Raw genomic sequence first — 18,112 nt, forward strand, 5'->3', positions numbered from 1 at the left:
ATACGGAAGCTAGTTTTATTCTGATTTATGATTGAGCAGAGGCATGAGTTGAGAATGAAGACCGTTTGCAATGATTGGCTGAGCCTGTGCGTTAGGATGCAGCTGGTCTGCCAGCATTAAGTCTTTATTTAGAACCACAGGCTCAATAAAAAACGGTACGACAGGGATCTTAAACTCAGCTCCCAACGTATAAAATAGTTGGTTAAACCTATCACTGTATCGTTTGCCATAATTGGGTGGGACTTTCATCGCGAATAAAATAGGTTGGCTGCCAGTGTTTTTAACTGTGTTGATTAGCTTAGTTAGGTTTTGTTTGATGAGTTTTAATGAAAAACCACGTAAACCATCATTGGCTCCTAGCTCTATTAACACATACTTTGGACTATGTTGCTTGAGTAACTGCGGTAACCGAGCCAAGCCAGCGTCTGTTGTTTCACCACTGATTGAAGCATTGATTAATTGAAAGGGAACGGCTTCATTTAACCATTTCGTATTGAGTATATTGACCCAAGTGTCGTTGGTGTTTAAGCCATAGCCTGCACTCAGGCTGTCGCCGAGCACTAAAATTTGCGACTTAGTCGAATTCGCCTGTACAGAACCGTTAGCCAAGGTTATTAACAAGGCTAGCACGAGAAAAACAGACTTTTTAAGGTTTTGCATGTTATCTAATCAACCTATCTTACAAGTAAATGCGTTAACTAAGACAGTAAAAACAAATGGCGAAGAACTCAAGCTACTTCGTCCAACTAGTTTTACTATTCAACCCAAACAAACGGTTGCAATAGTTGGAGCGTCGGGCTCAGGAAAGTCGACTCTACTTGGTTTATTAGCTGGGTTAGATACCGCATCCACTGGTGAAATAAAACTCGCTGGCAATGATTTACATCATATGGACGAGGAGCAACGAGCAAGAGTGCGTGCTGAACACGTCGGCTTTGTCTATCAGTCTTTTATGTTAATTAGTAGTTTAACGGCATTAGAAAACATTATGTTGCCCTTGGAATTGGCTGGCGATGCAACACCAACTGAGTCGGCTAAAAAATGGTTAGAGCAGGTTGGCCTAGCGCATCGAGCCGAACATTTTCCTAATCAATTATCTGGTGGTGAGCAACAACGCGTTGCTATTGCTCGAGCCTTCGCTTGTCGCCCTAAAATATTGTTTGCTGATGAACCTACCGGAAATTTAGATGCCGAGAATGGCAAGAATATTCAAAATTTATTGTTTGAATTAAATCAGCAACAAGATACAACCTTGGTTTTAGTGACGCATGATCTGCATTTAGCTCACAAGTGTCAGCGTATTTTTCATATGCAGGCGGGTGTGATAGCTGAAGAGTTAGAAGGCGATAATATTAAATCAGGTGGAAAAACGGGCTAATAGGGAAGTGACTTATGCTAATTAATTTATCGGTGCGTTTGTTATCTCATGAGCTTAAACGCAATGAGTTAACTATTATGCTGCTTGCTATTGTGTTGGCGGTTGCGTCTGTTTTTTCGTTATCGGCTTTTAGCGAGAAATTGCAAAAAGGTGTGCATGAAAAAAGCGCACAATTTTTGGCGGCAGATGCTGTTTTATTTTCTTCTCGTCCATTGAATAAAGAATGGCAAAGCTATGCCAGCCAAACTTTGCATACATCAGATCAGATCCGTTTTCGAACTATGTTGTTTTTTGAAGACGAGATGTTGTTAGGCGACGTTAAAGCGGTTGATGATGCCTATCCGCTTAAAGGCAGTATTAAGTTAAAGTCGAGTCCTTACGGTAAAGACACTGTAACTCAACTAAAAATAAAGCCAGGTGAAGTTTGGTTGGCTCCTAAATTTTTTAATAGTTTGGGAATCAAAATAGGCGACACCATTGATATAGGAGAGGCTCAGTTTCTCGTTACGCAAATTATTGGCGCTACGCCTGATCAAAGCTTTAGCCCGTTTACCAGTGGGGCAGAGATTTTATTACACATTGATGATGTGCCAAAAACTCAAGTTATCCAACCGGGTTCGCGTATTGCTTATAGATTGTCTTTAGCGGTAAAGGCGTTAACGCAGGAAGAGGCTGATACTAAAAAGGTGATAAGTCAGTTTGAAGATTGGCTATTTCCTAAAATGAATGATGACTTACATGGTTGGCGCACGGTTTACGACGATTCATCACCCGTCGGCAATTCGGTAGCAAGAGCGACACGCTTTTTTCAACTCGCTAGCCTAATTAGCATTATTTTGGCTGCCACTGCTGTCGGTGTAGCGGCGACACAATATGCGAAACGGCATTATGATGCGGTTGCTATTTTAAAAACGCTAGGCGCCAGTAAAAAGCAAATTATTCAAATATTTAGTATTCATCTTTTCTTATTAATTGTCGCTGGATTGCTTATCGGTTTATTGGCCGGTTGGGCTGCACAACAAGGTGTGTTGTGGCTGGTCGCAGAGCAACTACCCGCTGATATAGCCAACGTTGCAGTTAGTCTTAGACCTTTTGTATTAGCGGCGTTAACTGGGTTTATTTGCGCAGGACTGTTTTCTTTGGTGCCTTTGTTGGAATTGTTTGGCACGCCCCCTTTGCGTGTTATTCGTCGGCAACTGACGGGTAAATCAATGAGCCGTTGGCTTGGTTATGGTATTTCAGCCGTGACAATTTTTGTATTAATGTGGCTATATAGTTCTGATTTACGATTAAGTGCAATTTTATTTGTATCTAGCCTTGCGGTTGTCGCTTTGTTAGCAGGGTTATCACAATTGAGTTTTTGGAGCTCGCGAAAGGTAGGCAGTCAGGCTAATTCAGCTTTTAAATTAGCGGTAGCTCGTATATACCGTAATGCAAAAAACAATAGTTTGCAGTTGATTAGTTTTGCTATTGCTGTTCAGTTGTTTTTACTAGTGTTAGTACTACGCAGTGATTTGATTGCCCAATGGCAAAATAGTTTAAAAGACGGTACACCTAACTATTTTGCTGTGAATATCCCTCATCACAAAGCAGATAATTTTCAAGCTGATTTTAAGCAACATGACCTGTCAATTACGGATATTTATCCGATAACACGAGGCAGGTTAGTGGCTATAAACGATGAGCGGTTAGCAGATGAAGTCACCAAAGAAAAAAAATCTAAAGCAGAAGAAGGTCAACAGCGTAGCATAGGGCGAGAGCTTAGCTTAACTAGTCATAGCGTATTACCAACGGAAAATGTGGTGACACAGGGCGTTTGGTGGCCAGAAAATCCAGAAAAAAACCAAGTATCTGTTGAAGCTAAGCTAGCTGAACGCATGAAGATAAACTTACATGATAAGTTAACCTTTAATGTAACAGGGACTGAATTTACCGTCACAGTAACCAGTATTCGCACTGTTAAATGGGAAACCATGACGCCTAACTTTTTTATGATTTTCAGCGATGATGTTTTACAGACATTTGCTGCAACCTACATTGCCAGTTTTTATATACAAGACGAGCAGAGTCAGGCTTTAGCGAATATTATGTCTAACTACTCGACGACGAGTCTGATTGATATTCAAGCCATTTTGTCACGAGTTAGAGATATTGCTAACCAAGCTTCAATGGCGGTAGAGTTTATATTTATTTTAGTACTGGGAGCCGGATTACTTGTGTTATTTGCCCAAGTACAGGCGAGTATGGCTGACAGAAATCAAGAAGTGCAGGTTCTTAAGTTGCTAGGCGCAAAAGGGCGTTTGATCCGCAGCAGTATTGTTTATGAGTTTGTCCTATTAGGGGCGTTAGCAGGGCTTTTTGCGGCATTAAGTATGGAAGGGGCTCTTTGGGCTGTGCAGACTTTTGTATTTAAAATGCCTTGGCAGCCTCATTGGCAATATTGGTTAATTGCGCCGATTTTATCAGGTGTGGTGCTCGCCGTATTTGGCGCGATGACCTGTTTACGTTTGCTTAAACAAACAGTAAGACAAGGGGCGGAGAGTTTTTCCTAACGTACTGAATATTAGTGTAAATATTTAGTACGAAAAATAACAACAAAAAAAGCAGGCTAATAGCCTGCTTTTTTTGAAATCTTTTAAGGGTTGTTTTTGCGCTTATACGTCAAATGTTGCAATGACAGTTTGCTCTTGTTCAATTTCTTGTTTAATAATTTGCTTAGCGATTTTTGAGCAACGACCGCAATCACTGCCAACTGAAGTTTTGCAGCGTAAATCACACAAGTTACCACAACCGCCTTTTACTGCTTGGCGTATTTGTTTATCGGTAATGCCATGACATAAACAAACGTACATATTAACAACCTAGAAAATAAAACTTAACAAGAATGATTCTCGATAACGCGGTTATTATAAATGAAATTAATTCGCATTTGCAAACTCTTTTAAACTGAATTTTGATTTTAAGGTTTACAACAGGTTAATTTGAGCGTTGCTTATTAAGGGAATAATTAGTCAGTGAAAACTTTACATGTATTGCTTTTGCGCCAATCAATAATTATTAATTAGCCCTTTTTATAAGATGTTAATAGGAATAAAATAAATTTAAGAAAAAATAAGCATATACGACAGTAACTGCTTTTCATTAAGGCCAGACCCTATAATAATAGGGGTAACGTTAGTGCAAATAGGGAGCACTTTATGTTTAAAATTTTAGTCGCCGACGATTCAAGCCAAGTTCATCGAATTGTAAAAAGTATCTTACATGAATACTTTGAGGTTCGACCTACCATTTATTGTGCGCTGGATGGTGCCCAAGCTAAAAAAATATTTGCTGAAAATAAACCTGATATTGTTATTACTGATTTGTACATGCCGTTGTTGGATGGATTTAACTTAACTATTTATTTTAAAACCAGTGAAGATGCACCTTATGTCATCGCTATTTCAGCTAACCCTGAATATTCAGAGAATGATCAGGTTAGTTCATTAGAGAAGGTAAAACAGTTAGGTGCTGATGCAATAGTCGATAAAAGTGTGATGTTTGACGGGTTACCGCAGGCGTTAGATAAGTATTGCGCTGCTACGTCCGGAGAATAGCCTTATACGTTTGCTAATAAAAAAGCTCTGCTTAAGAGCGAGAGCTTTTTTATATTACGTATGCAAACTGCATTAAGGCAGTAGTTATTTAGCGTGACGCTCTTTTAATTTATCAATGACATCTGTTAGTGATAAATCCATGCTTTGCAGCAATACGGTTAAGTGATAAATCAAATCAGCTGATTCACAAATGAGCTCGTCTTTATCACCAGAAGTTGCAGCTAGTGCCACTTCAACGCCTTCTTCGCCAACTTTCTGTGAAATTCGCTTAACGCCTTTAGCATATAGGCTAGCGGTATAACTGGAATTAGCATCCGCCCCTTTACGTGAAGCGATAACATCTTGTAAATCACTTAAAAAAGCAAGGTGAGGTTGAGCATCGTTATCCCAACAGGTTTCTGTACCTAAATGGCAAGTTGGGCCTACAGGTTCTGCTAATGCAATAAGGCTATCTTTATCACAATCGGTAGATAATTCGACTAACTTTAAGTGATTGCCGGATTCCTCTCCTTTAGTCCAAAGTCTGTCTTTAGTTCGGCTGTAAAAAGTCACTAAACCTGTATTGAAGGTTTTTTCTAAAGCAGCGGTATTGGCGAAGCCCTGCATTAGAATTTTACCTGAGAATGCATTTTGGACGATAACAGGGATCATACCGTCACATTTTTCCCAGTTTAATTGCTTGATGTTATCAGCTGTGATTAGCACGGGCGGATCTCCACCTTTTCATTAATTAGAGTTTGTTTTAGTTCAGCCATTTCGATGATGTTTTTATGGAAAACGCTGGCTGCTAAGCCTCCGTCAACATCAGCATCTTTAAATACACGAGTGAAATGTTCGATGGCTCCAGCACCACCAGAAGCGATAAGCGGTACGTGACACACTTCGCGGGCTAGCTTTAATTGTTCAATATCATAACCTTCACGCACACCATCTTGGTTCATGCAGTTCAGCACGATTTCACCAGCGCCAAGTTCTTGAACTTTTTTGATCCATTCAAACGTTGTCCAGCTGGTTTTTTGGGTGCGGCTTTCATCGCCCGTAAATTGGTATACTTCGTATTGGCCAGTCTCTTTGTTATAGAAAGAGTCAATGCCAATGACAACGCATTGTTGGCCAAAACGTTTATTAAGTTCAGTCACTAATTCTGGGTTAGCTAGAGCAGGGGAATTAATAGAAATTTTATCGGCTCCCATTTCTAAAATAATACGGGCTTGTTCAACGGTTTTAATACCGCCAGCCACACAGAAAGGAATATCGATTTTTTCGGCGATACGAGAAACCCAGCTTTTGTCCACTACACGTTGATCACTTGACGCTGTAATATCGTAAAATACTAATTCGTCAGCGCCCATTTCAGCATACTTTTCAGCTAGTGGCACAATATCACCAATGATTTCGTGGTTACGGAACTTAACGCCTTTAACCACTTTGCCATCACGAACATCTAAACAAGGAATTATGCGTCTTGCCAACATGCAATCGCCTCCTCGATCGTGAATTTACCTTCTAATAATGCGCGACCTAAAATCACCCCACCGACGTTAGTGGGTTTAAGGGCTTCAATATCTTCAATACCGCCGATACCGCCTGATGATTGCCAGATAATTTGCGGGTATTGAGCAACAACTTCTTTATATAGGTCAACATTGGAACCAGATAGTGTACCGTCACGGCTAATATCAGTGCAAAGTACATGGCGTAAACCAACCTTTAAGAAATCTTCAACAGTATCTTCTAATTTCACGCCTGAATTTTCTTGCCAGCCGTGGGTTGCGATAAACTTATTGCCGTTTTCGTCAATATTAATATCTAAGGCTAGAACGATGGCTTCAGGACCAAACACTTCGATCCAGTTTTTAACGATTTCAGGCTGCTTTACTGCCAGTGAACCAATAACAACACGGTTAACACCAGCGCTTAATAGGCCTTCAACATCTGATTTACTGCGAATACCGCCGCCAGCTTGGAACTTCATTAAACCGGTATCGGTTAGCTTTTTGATTAATTCTAATTGGCGTTTATTTGGATCTTTTGCGCCAGTTAAATCAACTATGTGTAACCACTTGGCTCCACCATCTGCGTAGGTTTTAGCTACGTCTAATGGGTCGAGTTTGTATTCTGTTTTTTGCTCGTAATCGCCTTGATATAAGCGAACGACTTTACCTTCAATCAGGTCTATAGCAGGGATGATCATGCATTCATCTCCAAGAAATTCTTTATAATTTTAGCGCCAGATTTACCAGAACGTTCTGGATGGAACTGAACACCCATAAAATTGTCACGACCAATTGACGCTGCGAATGTTTGGCCATAATCACAGGTAGCTAATGTTGTGCCAGACGGGTTTACACAAAAACTATGCACAAAGTAAAAGTAATCGTCTTGGTTAACGCCAGCGAATAGTGGGTGATCGGCAATTTCAGTTAACGTATTCCAACCCATGTGAGGTAGACGTAAACCATTGGCTTGTAGAGGTGCCACTTTATCGTCGGTTAGTTGCAGACAGTCTACTTGACCTTCTTCTGAGAAAGCCGTCATAAGCTGCATACCTAAGCAAATACCTAAAACCGGTTGAGTCAAACTTTGTACAACTTCAACTAAACCGCGCTCGTTGATAATTTCCATTGCTGCACCAGCTGCCCCTACACCAGGTAGAAATACTTTATCAGCCGCTTTGATAGTATCTGCATCGTACGTCACTGTTACGTTGTAACCTAAACGTTCAACAGCGAATTTGACTGACGACAGGTTGGCGCAACCCGTATCAATAATAACAACTTTTTGTTGCTTGCTTTGTTCTGGGGAATTAACAGCCATTTTACAAAACACCCTTACTACTTGGTAATTCTGTACCTTCAATTCGCACTGCTTGACGTAGTGCACGGCCAAAACATTTAAACAAACTTTCAACTCTATGATGATCGTTGTCACCCGTTGTTGATAGATGCAAGGTAATTGCCATACCGTCAGCTAATGAACGGAAGAAATGCGGAACCATTTCGGTTGCCATTTCACCGACTTTAGGGTGGTCAAACTCAGCATCAAATTTAGTAAATGCACGGCCTGAAATATCCAATACACATTGTGCTAAGCACTCGTCCATCGGTAGGCTGAAGCCAAAACGACCTATTCCTTTTTTGTTGCCTAGAGCTTTTTTCAACGCTTGACCTAATGCTAAAGCTGTATCTTCAACACTGTGGTGATCATCAATATGTAAATCGCCATCGACTTTAATATTCATATAGAAGCCGCCGTGGGTCGAGATTTGATCCAACATATGATCAAAGAAACCAACGCCAGTTGAAATATCCGCTTTAGCCACTTTATCTAAGTTAACTTCAACTAAAATATCGGTTTCACTGGTTTTTCGATGGATTGTTGCTGTGCGAGGTTGCTTAGTTAATGCTTCAACAATGTGATCCCAATTGAGAGATTTAGGGTTATATTGAAAGCTTTTAATGCCCATGTTTTCGGCTAGCTGCACATCGGTAATACGATCACCAATTACATAACTATCTTCAAAATCGACGCGACCTTGTTGTAAGTAATCTTTGACTAAGCCTAATTTAGGCTTGCGACAGCTACAGTTGTCTTCATCAAAATGCGGGCAAATTAATACATCGTCAAATTTGATACCTTGCGAGGCGAAGATATCTAGCATTTTGTTATGTGGCTTTTCGAAATCTTCCGTTGGAAAACTGTCGGTACCTAAACCATCTTGATTAGACACCATCACTAGTTTGTAGCCTTCGGCTTTTAACGTGGTCAAAGCGGCAAAAACGTTAGGTTCAAATACTAACTTTTCAAGCGTATCTAGCTGATAGTCAATTGGTGGCTCTTCAACTAAAGTGCCATCACGGTCGATAAAAAGAATTCTTTCTCTGCTCATATCTGTCTCAAATAATCATTCGCCAACCTTTTGTATAGTTGGCGTTAAAATTCTATAAAGTGTCGCCAAAAGCGCGCATAGCTTCGAGTAAGGCGTCGGTTTCTTGTTCGCTGCCAATTGATATGCGTAGACTATCATCAAGCATAATTTGTTGAGAGTAATCGCGTATTAAAATACCTTGCTCAACTAAAGCTGCAAATAAGGCTTTTTTATGCTTGGTGCGAAATAGCACGAAATTAGACGCGCTAGGCAATTGCTCGTAAACGTATTCTAACTGGTCTAAAGCATTAACTATACGCTCTTTTTGTTCGAGCACTTGTGCTAATTGTGATTGCATTCGCTCAAGACCATTTACGCTTAATGCTTGACTGGCAATTTGTGCCACAGGCCAGCTAATTGGGTAAGGTGCGATAACTTTACTCATTGCCGCAATGATATTTTCATTAGCTAACGTGTAGCCACAGCGAATGCCAGCTAAACCAAAGGCTTTTGACATAGTACGAAGTACGGCTAGATTAGCGTAGTCGTTGATCCATGGTGCTACTGTTTTTTCTGCTGAAAATTCAATATAGGCTTCATCTACCGCTACAATTGCGCTGTCAGCAAACAGATTTAGAACGGTCTTAATTTGATCGGCCGCCATTAAGTGCCCAGTCGGGTTATTAGGCGAACAAATAAACACGACTTTAATTTTGTGTTCTTTTTTTGCTTTTTCAATAGCGGGTAAATCTAAGGTAAAGTCAGACTTTAATGGGACTTTAACTGTACCTATGTTGCAAGTTTCGGCACTGATGGCATACATGCCGTATGTCGGTGGACAAATTAATATTTTTTCGTCATTTTCGCAAAAGGTACGAATTAATAATTCGATTGCCTCATCTGCACCACGACTAGCTAACACTTGAGTTTTTTCAACTTGAGCATACGCGGCGTAGGCCTCAATTAACTCTTTAGGTTGAAAATCAGGGTAACGATTAAAAACCGAGTCATCTAATTCATAACGGTTAGCAAAAGGAGATTCATTGGCATTTAACCAAATATTACCACCTGACATGGAACGACGAGCAGATGCGTAAGGCACTAAGCCTTGAATATTTTTACGGGTTAAACTATCAGCTAAGCTCATGTATTTTCTCTAATTAACTTGATCGTTTTTAGTCGGATCTAATACTTGTTGTTTGTTTAAACGAATGCCAACTGCATTTTTATGTGCATCTAAGCTTTCTGCTTTTGCTAATGCCATTATGGCTGGGCCAATTGTGTTTAAGCCCGCTTGCGTCAATTCTTGAACAGTAAACTGTTTCATAAAGCTAGATAAATTTAAGCTCGAATAAGCCTTGGTGTAACCATAAGTGGGTAATACATGGTTAGTACCGCTAGCATAGTCGCCGGCTGATTCTGGGGTATACGCACCTAAAAATATTGAGCCGGCATTTTCTAAAAATGGTAATAACTGGCGTGCGTTATCTGTTTGCACAATTAAGTGCTCAGGTGCATACATATTTGAAACTTCGCAGGCCTGGGCAATATCATTGACGATAATGATCCGGCTATGCGATAGGGCAGCTGCCGCAATTTCTTGACGCGGCAATAAGGCCAGCTGCTGCTGCGTGGCAGCTTCAACAGCTTGGGCTTGCTCAACTGAGTCGGTTAACAAAATAACTTGTGAGTCTTTACCGTGCTCGGCTTGTGATAATAAGTCGGCTGCCACATAGTCTGGATCGGCATTTTTGTCAGCTATTACCAAAACTTCACTTGGTCCTGCGGGCATGTCAATTGCTGCCCCTTTGGCATCTTGACTGACTTGCTGCTTAGCTTCGGTTACAAAGCTATTGCCGGGACCAAATATCTTATCCACTGGCGCAATGGATTCGGTGCCATAGGCTAGTGCGGCGATAGCTTGCGCGCCACCTGAGATATAAAGCGCATCGACACCGCAAACTTTGGCTGCGTAGCGGATCTCTGGTGTGACACCACCATTTTCATCGGGTGGCGTTATCATAATGACGCGTTTACAGCCGGCAATTTTAGCCGGTGTAGCTGTCATAATAACCGTTGACGGTAAAGGTGCTGTACCACCTGGGATATATAAGCCAACTTCGTTGATAGGTTGCGAACGTAACTCACAAACGACACCAGGTGTCGTTTCTACGCGGATATCTTTGGGCTTTTGAGCTAAATGGAAAGCATGTACTTGGCGATGAGCGAGTTCGATTGCGTCTTTGACTTCAGGTGAAATTTCATTAACTGCATTATCGATGGCTGCTTGACTCACTTGTAGGTTTTCAAGTGTGACTTTGTCAAACTTGGCAGCTAGCTCTTTTAATACCACGTCACCTTGGCTACGAACTTGAGCAATGATAGTGGCAACGGTATCACTTAACTTGGAGCTGTCTGCCAGTGCAGGGCGTTCCAATAAAGCAATTTGTTGGTCTTTGCTGAGTTCATTCCAGTTTGTGGTTTGACCAAATACACTAGTCAATTTTAGCATCTCCGCTTTGGAATAAGTAAAAATACGGGGTGAAAAATGTCGCCCCAACATTGATATATAATTGCTGACAAATATTAAAAACCGTTATTCCCAGCTGACCTTTTGACTCACTTGCTGAGTAACTGCTGGGCGGGCTATTGTCGAGGCAAGCAAGCCTCGACTTAAAATAGTCAACAGAACATTGCTTACTAGTTAAGCATTTTCTCAATTGGCATAACTAAGATTGAGCTAGCGCCAAGTGTTTTCAGCTCTTCCATCGTTTCCCAGAATAAGGTTTCTGGGCTAACTACATGTAAGGCAACTGTGTCATCGTTACCTGCTAATGGTAATACAGTTGGTGTTCCGCTACCCGGCAATAACTCAACCACTTGGTCAAGTTTAGCTTTTGGAGCGTGTAGCATAATGTACTTGCTTTCTTTAGCTTGAAGAGCACCTTCAATACGTGTCATAAAGGTATCGATTAATGCTTGCTTTTCGGCTGATAATTCAGATGCAGTTTGGATTAATACTGCTTTGGAACGATAGATAACTTCAGCTTCTTTTAAACCGTTTGCTTCAAGTGTTGCGCCGGTTGATACAAGGTCACAGATACCGTCGGCTAAACCAGCACGAGTAGCAACTTCAACTGAACCTTTTAATAAACAGAAAGACAAGTTTACGCCTTTCTCTGCCATGTATTTTTCAGTTAAGCGTGGGTAGGTGGTAGCAATACGTGCGTTTTGTAGATCTTGTGGGCCGTTGTAATCCATTTCTTCAGCAACAGCGATAGATAAACGACAACCACCGAAATCAAGGACCTTTAGTTCTTTATAGTCAAACGCATTGCCTTTTGCTTCGCGCTCTAACGATTCTTCTTCTAAAACGTTTTGACCGATAATACCTAAGTCACATACGCCATCCATAACTAAGCCAGGAATGTCGTCATCACGAACCAATAATAAGTCAACAGCTTCATTCGTTGAGTGAGCGATTAACTTACGATCACGCGTGCTGAACTTAATGCCAATTGCTTTAAGTAGTTTTTTCGATTCGTCACTAAGGCGGCCGCCTTTTTGTATAGCGATACGTAGTCTTGAGCTATCGATTGTCATTGTTTATTTTCCTTTGCCGTTTTGTATGGCGATAAAAACTAAAAAACCCTCGGAGGATGCACCTTCCGAGGGTTTGAAAACTGTAAGTGTTTTAAACATCCGGAAGGCAACGTTTAACCCTCCAGCCGACCTGAAAGGTTAATCCAAAATATGATGATGGTGATGGATAGTCGCTTTCAGGAAAGTCATAATGTTTAAAATCTCAATTAAAATTTGTTTAAATTTCAGGCAATGATGATGTCTAACTTAGGTACCTGAAAAATGATGGCGACACGGTAACTGATTATGGCGCTAAACGCAAGTAAAACACCTGTATACCACTAAAACCAAACGCAATTTTATATAACGCTAAGTAAGAGTAAAATGAAAGTTTTAAGTCAATGCGAAAGACATGACAATATCACTTAAAATCGATATATTTAAATGACATTGTCAATGTCAAAGATAAAACCTCATTAATAGAGGTATATACCCAGATGAAAGCTATTCTTCGTAAAATTTGTTCGCCTATTCTTAATTTATTTGAGAAAGGTCCTCAACCTGAAATATATAAACCGTTAAATCGTAAAATTCTGTTTGTGATGGCTGTTTTATTAATTGGTTTAGCCACTGGGGTGACTTTCGCGGCTGTTAGCGCGGGACAAGTCGCTTTTTTCTTACCTGTTATTGTTTTTGGTGGTGGCGGTCTGGTTTGTCTTATTGTTGGTGCGCTGGGTGACGAGCGCGCTGTTATGAATATTTGGGGTGGGCGTTAATCACCTCGTAAATATTCCAAGTTGCTATAGTGCGCTTAGTAATTACCATTGCCGCTTAGCGCAATAACAGCAATGGAAATTGAAACTGCCTACCTTAATTTGCAGCCTGACACAGAAAACTAACACAGATTATCTGTATATGTATTCACCTAATGTTTATCAAAAAATAATCATCTGTTTTTTAACAACTTATTCTTTGTTGCCAGCTATTTCCTAAGCCTAAACCATTAATAAACATAACTATTTTCCAGATTGTCAACGTTTATGCGTTTTAAACTTAAAATTGCTTAACCCTTTTAACAATACTGTAACACATTGTTTTTATTAAACTTATTGACCCACTCAAAATAACTGGTTAAATTTAAATCAATTAGTAAGGATTTCTTCGTTGACTCGGGACCGCTCGGCGTTCTCGGACATTTACCAGCGTTTTGTATGGATGTTTAGATTGCTGCTTATCGTTTTAAATATATCGGCATTTCCTACATCCATGTAGGTCGCCGATTATTGTTCCAGACATATACGGCATTTCCTACATCCATGTAGGTCGAAATTTATTTCGATACAGATTTTGTCGAGTTAAAACTCGACCTACAAATACAACAAACGCTCAACAGTAACGCTATATAAGGAGTCGTTATGCGATTAGTTACTGCGTTTACCTATTTTTTCAAGATCCTCTTTCAAGGCGAACAAAAGGCCTTACAACTATTAACTTGTAGCGACAAACAATCCAAACCTATTGACGCTGAACAGCAGCGTCCAGAATTTCAATATTCTCATTCTCCAGCCGTTCAAGTACTTAATTTATTCCAATCTAACGGTCGATTAATTGATTTTCTCAAAGAGGATATTAGTCAATACGAAGACGCTGATATTGGTGCTGCCGTTCGAGATATTCATGCTGGATGTCAGCAAGTGCTCGATAAAAATTTTGAGTTAACGTCTGTGTTTAACAAAAACCAAGAAGGTCAGGCAATCAGTGTAAACAGTGAGTTTGACCCATCAAAAATTGAGTTGGTGGGTAATTTATCAGCCAATACTGTTGCTGGTAGTGGTGTGCAAGGTACATTGGTACATGCTGGATGGATAGTGGAGGCTATTAAATTACCGACTATCGCAAAGGGGCAAAATGATAGGGTCGTTGCACCCGCTCAAGTGGAGGTTTAGTCATGGAAAATAATAATGAAACTAAATTGACTGCAAAATATGTAGTGGGAATTGATCTAGGTACTAGCAACACCGCTTTATCCTATGTTGACGTTAGTGCTAATAGTGATGGTGAAATTAACGTTATTAGTATGCCAATCCCGCAAGTGGTGTCCTCTGGACATGTTGAAGACAAACCATCTTTGCCATCAACCTTATACATTAGCGCAGGTGATGAATTACCACAGGGGGCAATTAACTTACCGTGGCGAGCAGAGGATAAATATGTTGTGGGTTATTTCGCTCGCGAGCAAGGAGCAAAAGTGCCAACACGTTATATTCATTCTGCAAAAAGTTGGTTTTGCCACTCAGGGATCGATCCTGAGAAAAAATTACTGCCACCTAACACCCCTGAAAAAGCTATCAAACAGTCACCGGCAGATGTTGCCAAAAAAGTGTTGCAGCATTTGATAGAAGCTTGGAATGAAAAAATTGCGCAAGATGATCCCGAGCAAACATTAGATAAACAAGCCATTACTTTGTGCGTTCCCGCTAGCTTTGACGCTCGCGCTCGTAATTTAACTGTACAAGTTGCAGAAGAGTTAGGCTTAAAAAATCTGCATTTATTGGAAGAGCCACAAGCCGCTATTTATAGTTGGATTGCGTCAATGGGTAGAGATTGGCGAAAACAGGTAACTAAAGGTGATCTTATTCTTGTGGTTGATGTCGGTGGTGGTACGACTGACTTTTCTTTAATAGCCGTGACCGAAGAAGAAGGCGAATTGCAATTACGCCGGATAGCTGTTGGTGAGCATATCCTATTGGGTGGTGACAATATGGATTTAGCATTGGCCCATGCGGTGGCTCAACAGCTTAAAAAGGAAGGCAAAAAGAAGCTCGATGACTGGCAAATGGCGGGTTTAGTACAGCAATGCCGTATAGCAAAAGAAGCTATGCTTAGCGATAGTGAATTACAAACTTATCCTTTGGCTATTTTAGGTCGAGGTTCGGCGGTTATTGGTGGCACGGTTAAAACAGAATTAAACCGTGAATTAATGAATCAATTGCTGCTGGATGGCTTTTTTCCATTAGTCAATTTTGATGCTATGCCTAAAGAAAAAAGGCGTTGGGGGTTTAAATCTAGTGGTTTACCGTATTCAACAGAGCCCGCTATTACTAAACATTTAGCCAAGTTTTTAACTCAGCATGCCGATCTACTCGCAGAGCAGTTACCAGAGTTTCAAGAACGGTTTAATGCGCAATTAGCATTACCGACGTCGGTAATTTTTAACGGTGGTGTTTTTAAAGCCGATGTTTTACGCAACCGTATCATGCAGCAACTGAGCTCGTGGGCAAACGATCTAAACGTTAATTCGCCACAAGTTTTAGGTACGAGTAGTTTAGATTTGGCGGTTGCGAATGGAGCTGCTTATTTGGGCATGGCTCGTCAAGGAAAAGGCGTTCGCATAAAAGGAGGTAGTGCGCGTAGTTACTATATTGCGATAGAAAGTGCTGAGCCTGCCATTCCTGGTATGGAGCCGCCTATGCATGCAATGTGTATTGTGCCTTATGGTATGGAAGAGGGCACAATCCATGAAATTTCAGGTGAAGAAATCGATTTATGTTTATGGACTGGGCAAGTCGGAGAGTTCGACTTTTTATCAAGCACGAGTCGTAATCAAGACCAAGCCGGTGAGCTGTGTGAAATTGATGAAGAAGAACTCGAATTTCATAAACCAATAGAAGCGGAAATCAGTGGCGACAGTCGAGTTGCGCCAATTGATTTACGCGCTCATTATACTGACATTGGAGTATTAGAGTTATTTTGTGTTGATCGTGAAACGCAAGACGCTTATAAAATAGAGTTTAATGTTAGAGAAGTGGAAGACGGTAAGGTTGAAAATCAATCGTTGATTGAGTCAGAATCAGAACCAGAAATAGCTTGATTTAGTATATGTAAAAGCTCGCCTTGTAAGACGAGCTTTATCATTACTTTTTTATAGCCAAAGACTATAGTCAAAGCGATCAGGTTTTAGGGGAAGCCGTCAAAGCTACCGCATCCGTGCTCACGCTCCTTACCTACATCCATGTAGGCAAGCTTCGAGACCCCATGAGCATATGCTCTATTATGTGATTGGGGCGAGTAAGCGCTGACAATGAACCATAAGACCTGAGCGAGAAGGCTATATATTAGAACGTTGCTGATTTAGGAGTCCGTGGGAATGGGATAACATCACGAACATTACCCATACCAGTTACGTAAGCCACTAAGCGCTCAAAACCTAAACCAAAACCACCGTGTGGCACACTGCCATAGCGACGTAAATCACGATACCAACCGTAGTCGACTGGATCTAAGCCCATCTCTTTCATGCGTGTATCTAAAACGTCAATACGTTCTTCACGTTGGCTACCACCGATGATTTCACCAATACCCGGTGCGAGTACGTCCATTGCAGCTACGGTTTTACCGTCTTCATTCATGCGCATGTAGAAAGCTTTGATGTCTTTCGGGTAATTTTGCAAGATGATAGGGGCGCCCACATGTTCTTCGGCTAGGTAGCGCTCATGCTCTGATGATAAATCGACTCCCCATTCAACTGGGAATTCAAATTTCTTGCCGGATTTTTGTAAAATATCGATAGCGTCAGTGTAATCCATACGCACGAATTCAGCATTAGCTAATTTTTGTAAACGCTCAACGACACCTTTTTGCACACGTAAATCAAAGAATTGTAAGTCATCCATGCGCTCTTCAAGTACCGCTTTAAATACGTATTTAAGCATATCTTCAGCAACTTGAGCGACGTCGGCTAGATCAGCAAATGCAATTTCTGGTTCAACCATCCAAAATTCCGCTAAATGGCGTGAAGTATTTGAATTCTCGGCACGGAAAGTGGGACCAAAGGTATAAATTTTTGATAACGCACTACAGTATGTTTCGCCGTTTAATTGCCCTGATACGGTTAAAAACGCTTCTTTACCAAAAAAGTCTTCGTTGTAATCTACCTCGCCATTTTCTAAACGCGGTAGGTTATTCATATCTAAGGTTGATACGCGGAACATTTCGCCTGCGCCTTCAGTATCAGATGCAGTAATAATAGGGGTTGCGACCCAAACATAACCACTTTCATGAAAGAAACGATGGATAGCTTGAGATAAACAGTTACGAACACGAGCTACAGCGCCAAACATATTGGTACGTGGGCGTAAATGCGCGTATTCGCGCATGTGTTCAACCGTATGGCGTTTCGCTGCCATTGGGTAAGTATCTGGATCTTCAACTAAGCCGACAATGTTAACGGTTTGAGCTTGGATCTCGAATTTTTGGCCTTTACCTTGTGACTCTACTAATTCACCGGTTACTTCAACTGAACAAGCCACTGTGAGTTTGGTTATCTCTTCGTAGTTTGCAAGGGTGTTGTCGATAACCGCTTGAATAGGATCAAAGCATGAGCCGTCATTAACATTAAGGAAAGCAAAATTAGGATTTGAACGAACGGTACGCACCCAACCTTTTAACGTAACGGTTTCTCCGACAGCATATTTGCCTGCTAATAAATCGCTAATCGCGCAATGAGTCATGAAGTTTTGCTCCCAACTGACGATATATAGTCATAAGGCCAAGTTTCCATTGCTTATAGTCTTCTCGCTCAGATTTTATGGTTCATTGTCAGCGCTTGCTCGCCCCAATCACATAATAGAGCATATGCTCATGGGGTCTCGAAGCTTGACGGCTTCCCCTAAAACCCGATCGCTTTGA

The 18,112-nt window shown here is 40.9% G+C and carries 17 protein-coding genes; 6 read left to right on the top strand and 11 right to left on the bottom strand.

Translation table 11 applies throughout. From position 1 onward, the window contains the following. Positions 1-15 precede the first annotated feature (15 nt). Positions 16-660: an arylesterase gene (locus tag C2869_RS14335; protein WP_108603589.1), complete on the bottom strand. Its 645-nt coding sequence runs from the start codon at positions 658-660 to the stop codon at positions 16-18. On the opposite strand from C2869_RS14335, the gene C2869_RS14340 reads away from it, so the two are divergent. Further along, entirely contained in the window at positions 659-1,378 is a 720-nt protein-coding gene (locus tag C2869_RS14340) for an ABC transporter ATP-binding protein (RefSeq protein WP_108603590.1), read from the top strand. The genes C2869_RS14335 and C2869_RS14340 overlap by 2 nt on opposite strands. Positions 1,379-1,392: 14 nt before the next feature. After that, a complete protein-coding gene (locus C2869_RS14345; protein ID WP_108603591.1) occupies positions 1,393-3,930 on the top strand; it encodes an ABC transporter permease in 2,538 nt (845 codons plus the stop codon). A gap of 102 nt (positions 3,931-4,032) precedes the next feature. Here C2869_RS14345 and C2869_RS14350 read toward each other — a convergent pair whose 3' ends face one another. After that, positions 4,033-4,230, bottom strand: a complete 198-nt coding sequence (locus C2869_RS14350) for a (2Fe-2S)-binding protein (RefSeq protein WP_108603592.1) — start codon at positions 4,228-4,230, stop codon at positions 4,033-4,035. Between the two features lie 345 nt (positions 4,231-4,575). Between C2869_RS14350 and C2869_RS14355 the strand changes: the two genes are divergently transcribed. After that, the gene (locus C2869_RS14355) at positions 4,576-4,974 is read left to right on the top strand and encodes a response regulator (RefSeq protein WP_108603593.1); all 399 of its coding nucleotides are present in this window, start codon (positions 4,576-4,578) and stop codon (positions 4,972-4,974) included. Positions 4,975-5,058: 84 nt separating this feature from the next. Here the strand turns inward: C2869_RS14355 and hisIE are convergent, their stop codons facing one another. The 8 genes from hisIE to hisG form a co-directional block, all read right to left on the bottom strand. Further along, positions 5,059-5,679, bottom strand: coding sequence for a bifunctional phosphoribosyl-AMP cyclohydrolase/phosphoribosyl-ATP diphosphatase HisIE (gene hisIE / locus C2869_RS14360; protein ID WP_108603594.1), 621 nt, complete (start codon positions 5,677-5,679; stop codon positions 5,059-5,061). Next, positions 5,673-6,449: an imidazole glycerol phosphate synthase subunit HisF gene (gene hisF, locus C2869_RS14365; RefSeq protein WP_108603595.1), complete on the bottom strand. Its 777-nt coding sequence runs from the start codon at positions 6,447-6,449 to the stop codon at positions 5,673-5,675. The genes hisIE and hisF overlap by 7 nt, the downstream gene beginning before the upstream one ends. Then, entirely contained in the window at positions 6,431-7,168 is a 738-nt protein-coding gene (gene hisA, locus C2869_RS14370; protein WP_108603596.1) for a 1-(5-phosphoribosyl)-5-[(5-phosphoribosylamino)methylideneamino]imidazole-4-carboxamide isomerase, read from the bottom strand. Before hisA ends, hisF begins: the two co-directional genes overlap by 19 nt. After that, positions 7,165-7,791, bottom strand: coding sequence for an imidazole glycerol phosphate synthase subunit HisH (gene hisH, locus C2869_RS14375; protein ID WP_108603597.1), 627 nt, complete (start codon positions 7,789-7,791; stop codon positions 7,165-7,167). The genes hisA and hisH overlap by 4 nt, the downstream gene beginning before the upstream one ends. Before the next feature lies 1 nt (position 7,792). Then, a complete protein-coding gene (gene hisB, locus C2869_RS14380) occupies positions 7,793-8,863 on the bottom strand; it encodes a bifunctional histidinol-phosphatase/imidazoleglycerol-phosphate dehydratase HisB (protein WP_108603598.1) in 1,071 nt (356 codons plus the stop codon). 52 nt (positions 8,864-8,915) lie between these two features. Beyond that, entirely contained in the window at positions 8,916-9,989 is a 1,074-nt protein-coding gene (gene hisC, locus C2869_RS14385; protein ID WP_108603599.1) for a histidinol-phosphate transaminase, read from the bottom strand. Positions 9,990-9,998: 9 nt separating this feature from the next. Further along, positions 9,999-11,345 (bottom strand): histidinol dehydrogenase, encoded by a 1,347-nt coding sequence (gene hisD, locus C2869_RS14390; RefSeq protein WP_228710675.1) that lies wholly within the window; start codon positions 11,343-11,345, stop codon positions 9,999-10,001. 197 nt (positions 11,346-11,542) lie between these two features. After that, on the bottom strand, positions 11,543-12,445 hold the full coding sequence (gene hisG, locus C2869_RS14395) for an ATP phosphoribosyltransferase (protein ID WP_108603601.1): 903 nt from the start codon (positions 12,443-12,445) through the stop codon (positions 11,543-11,545). Between the two features lie 476 nt (positions 12,446-12,921). Between hisG and C2869_RS14400 the strand changes: the two genes are divergently transcribed. From C2869_RS14400 to C2869_RS14410, 3 genes are all read left to right on the top strand, one after another. Then, the gene (locus C2869_RS14400) at positions 12,922-13,200 is read left to right on the top strand and encodes a hypothetical protein (protein WP_108603602.1); all 279 of its coding nucleotides are present in this window, start codon (positions 12,922-12,924) and stop codon (positions 13,198-13,200) included. Positions 13,201-13,839: 639 nt separating this feature from the next. Beyond that, positions 13,840-14,370: a DUF2760 domain-containing protein gene (locus C2869_RS14405; RefSeq protein ID WP_108603603.1), complete on the top strand. Its 531-nt coding sequence runs from the start codon at positions 13,840-13,842 to the stop codon at positions 14,368-14,370. A gap of 2 nt (positions 14,371-14,372) precedes the next feature. Further along, positions 14,373-16,295 carry an Hsp70 family protein gene (locus C2869_RS14410; RefSeq protein ID WP_108603604.1) on the top strand — a complete coding sequence of 641 codons (1,923 nt, stop codon included), beginning with the start codon at positions 14,373-14,375 and terminating at the stop codon, positions 16,293-16,295. Positions 16,296-16,539: 244 nt separating this feature from the next. On the opposite strand, the gene asnS is transcribed toward C2869_RS14410, so the two are convergent. Beyond that, positions 16,540-17,934 (bottom strand): asparagine--tRNA ligase, encoded by a 1,395-nt coding sequence (asnS, locus tag C2869_RS14415; protein WP_108603605.1) that lies wholly within the window; start codon positions 17,932-17,934, stop codon positions 16,540-16,542. Positions 17,935-18,112: the final 178 nt, after the last annotated feature.

This window comes from Saccharobesus litoralis (genome assembly GCF_003063625.1).
In the GTDB taxonomy this organism is placed as follows: domain Bacteria; phylum Pseudomonadota; class Gammaproteobacteria; order Enterobacterales; family Alteromonadaceae; genus Saccharobesus; species Saccharobesus litoralis.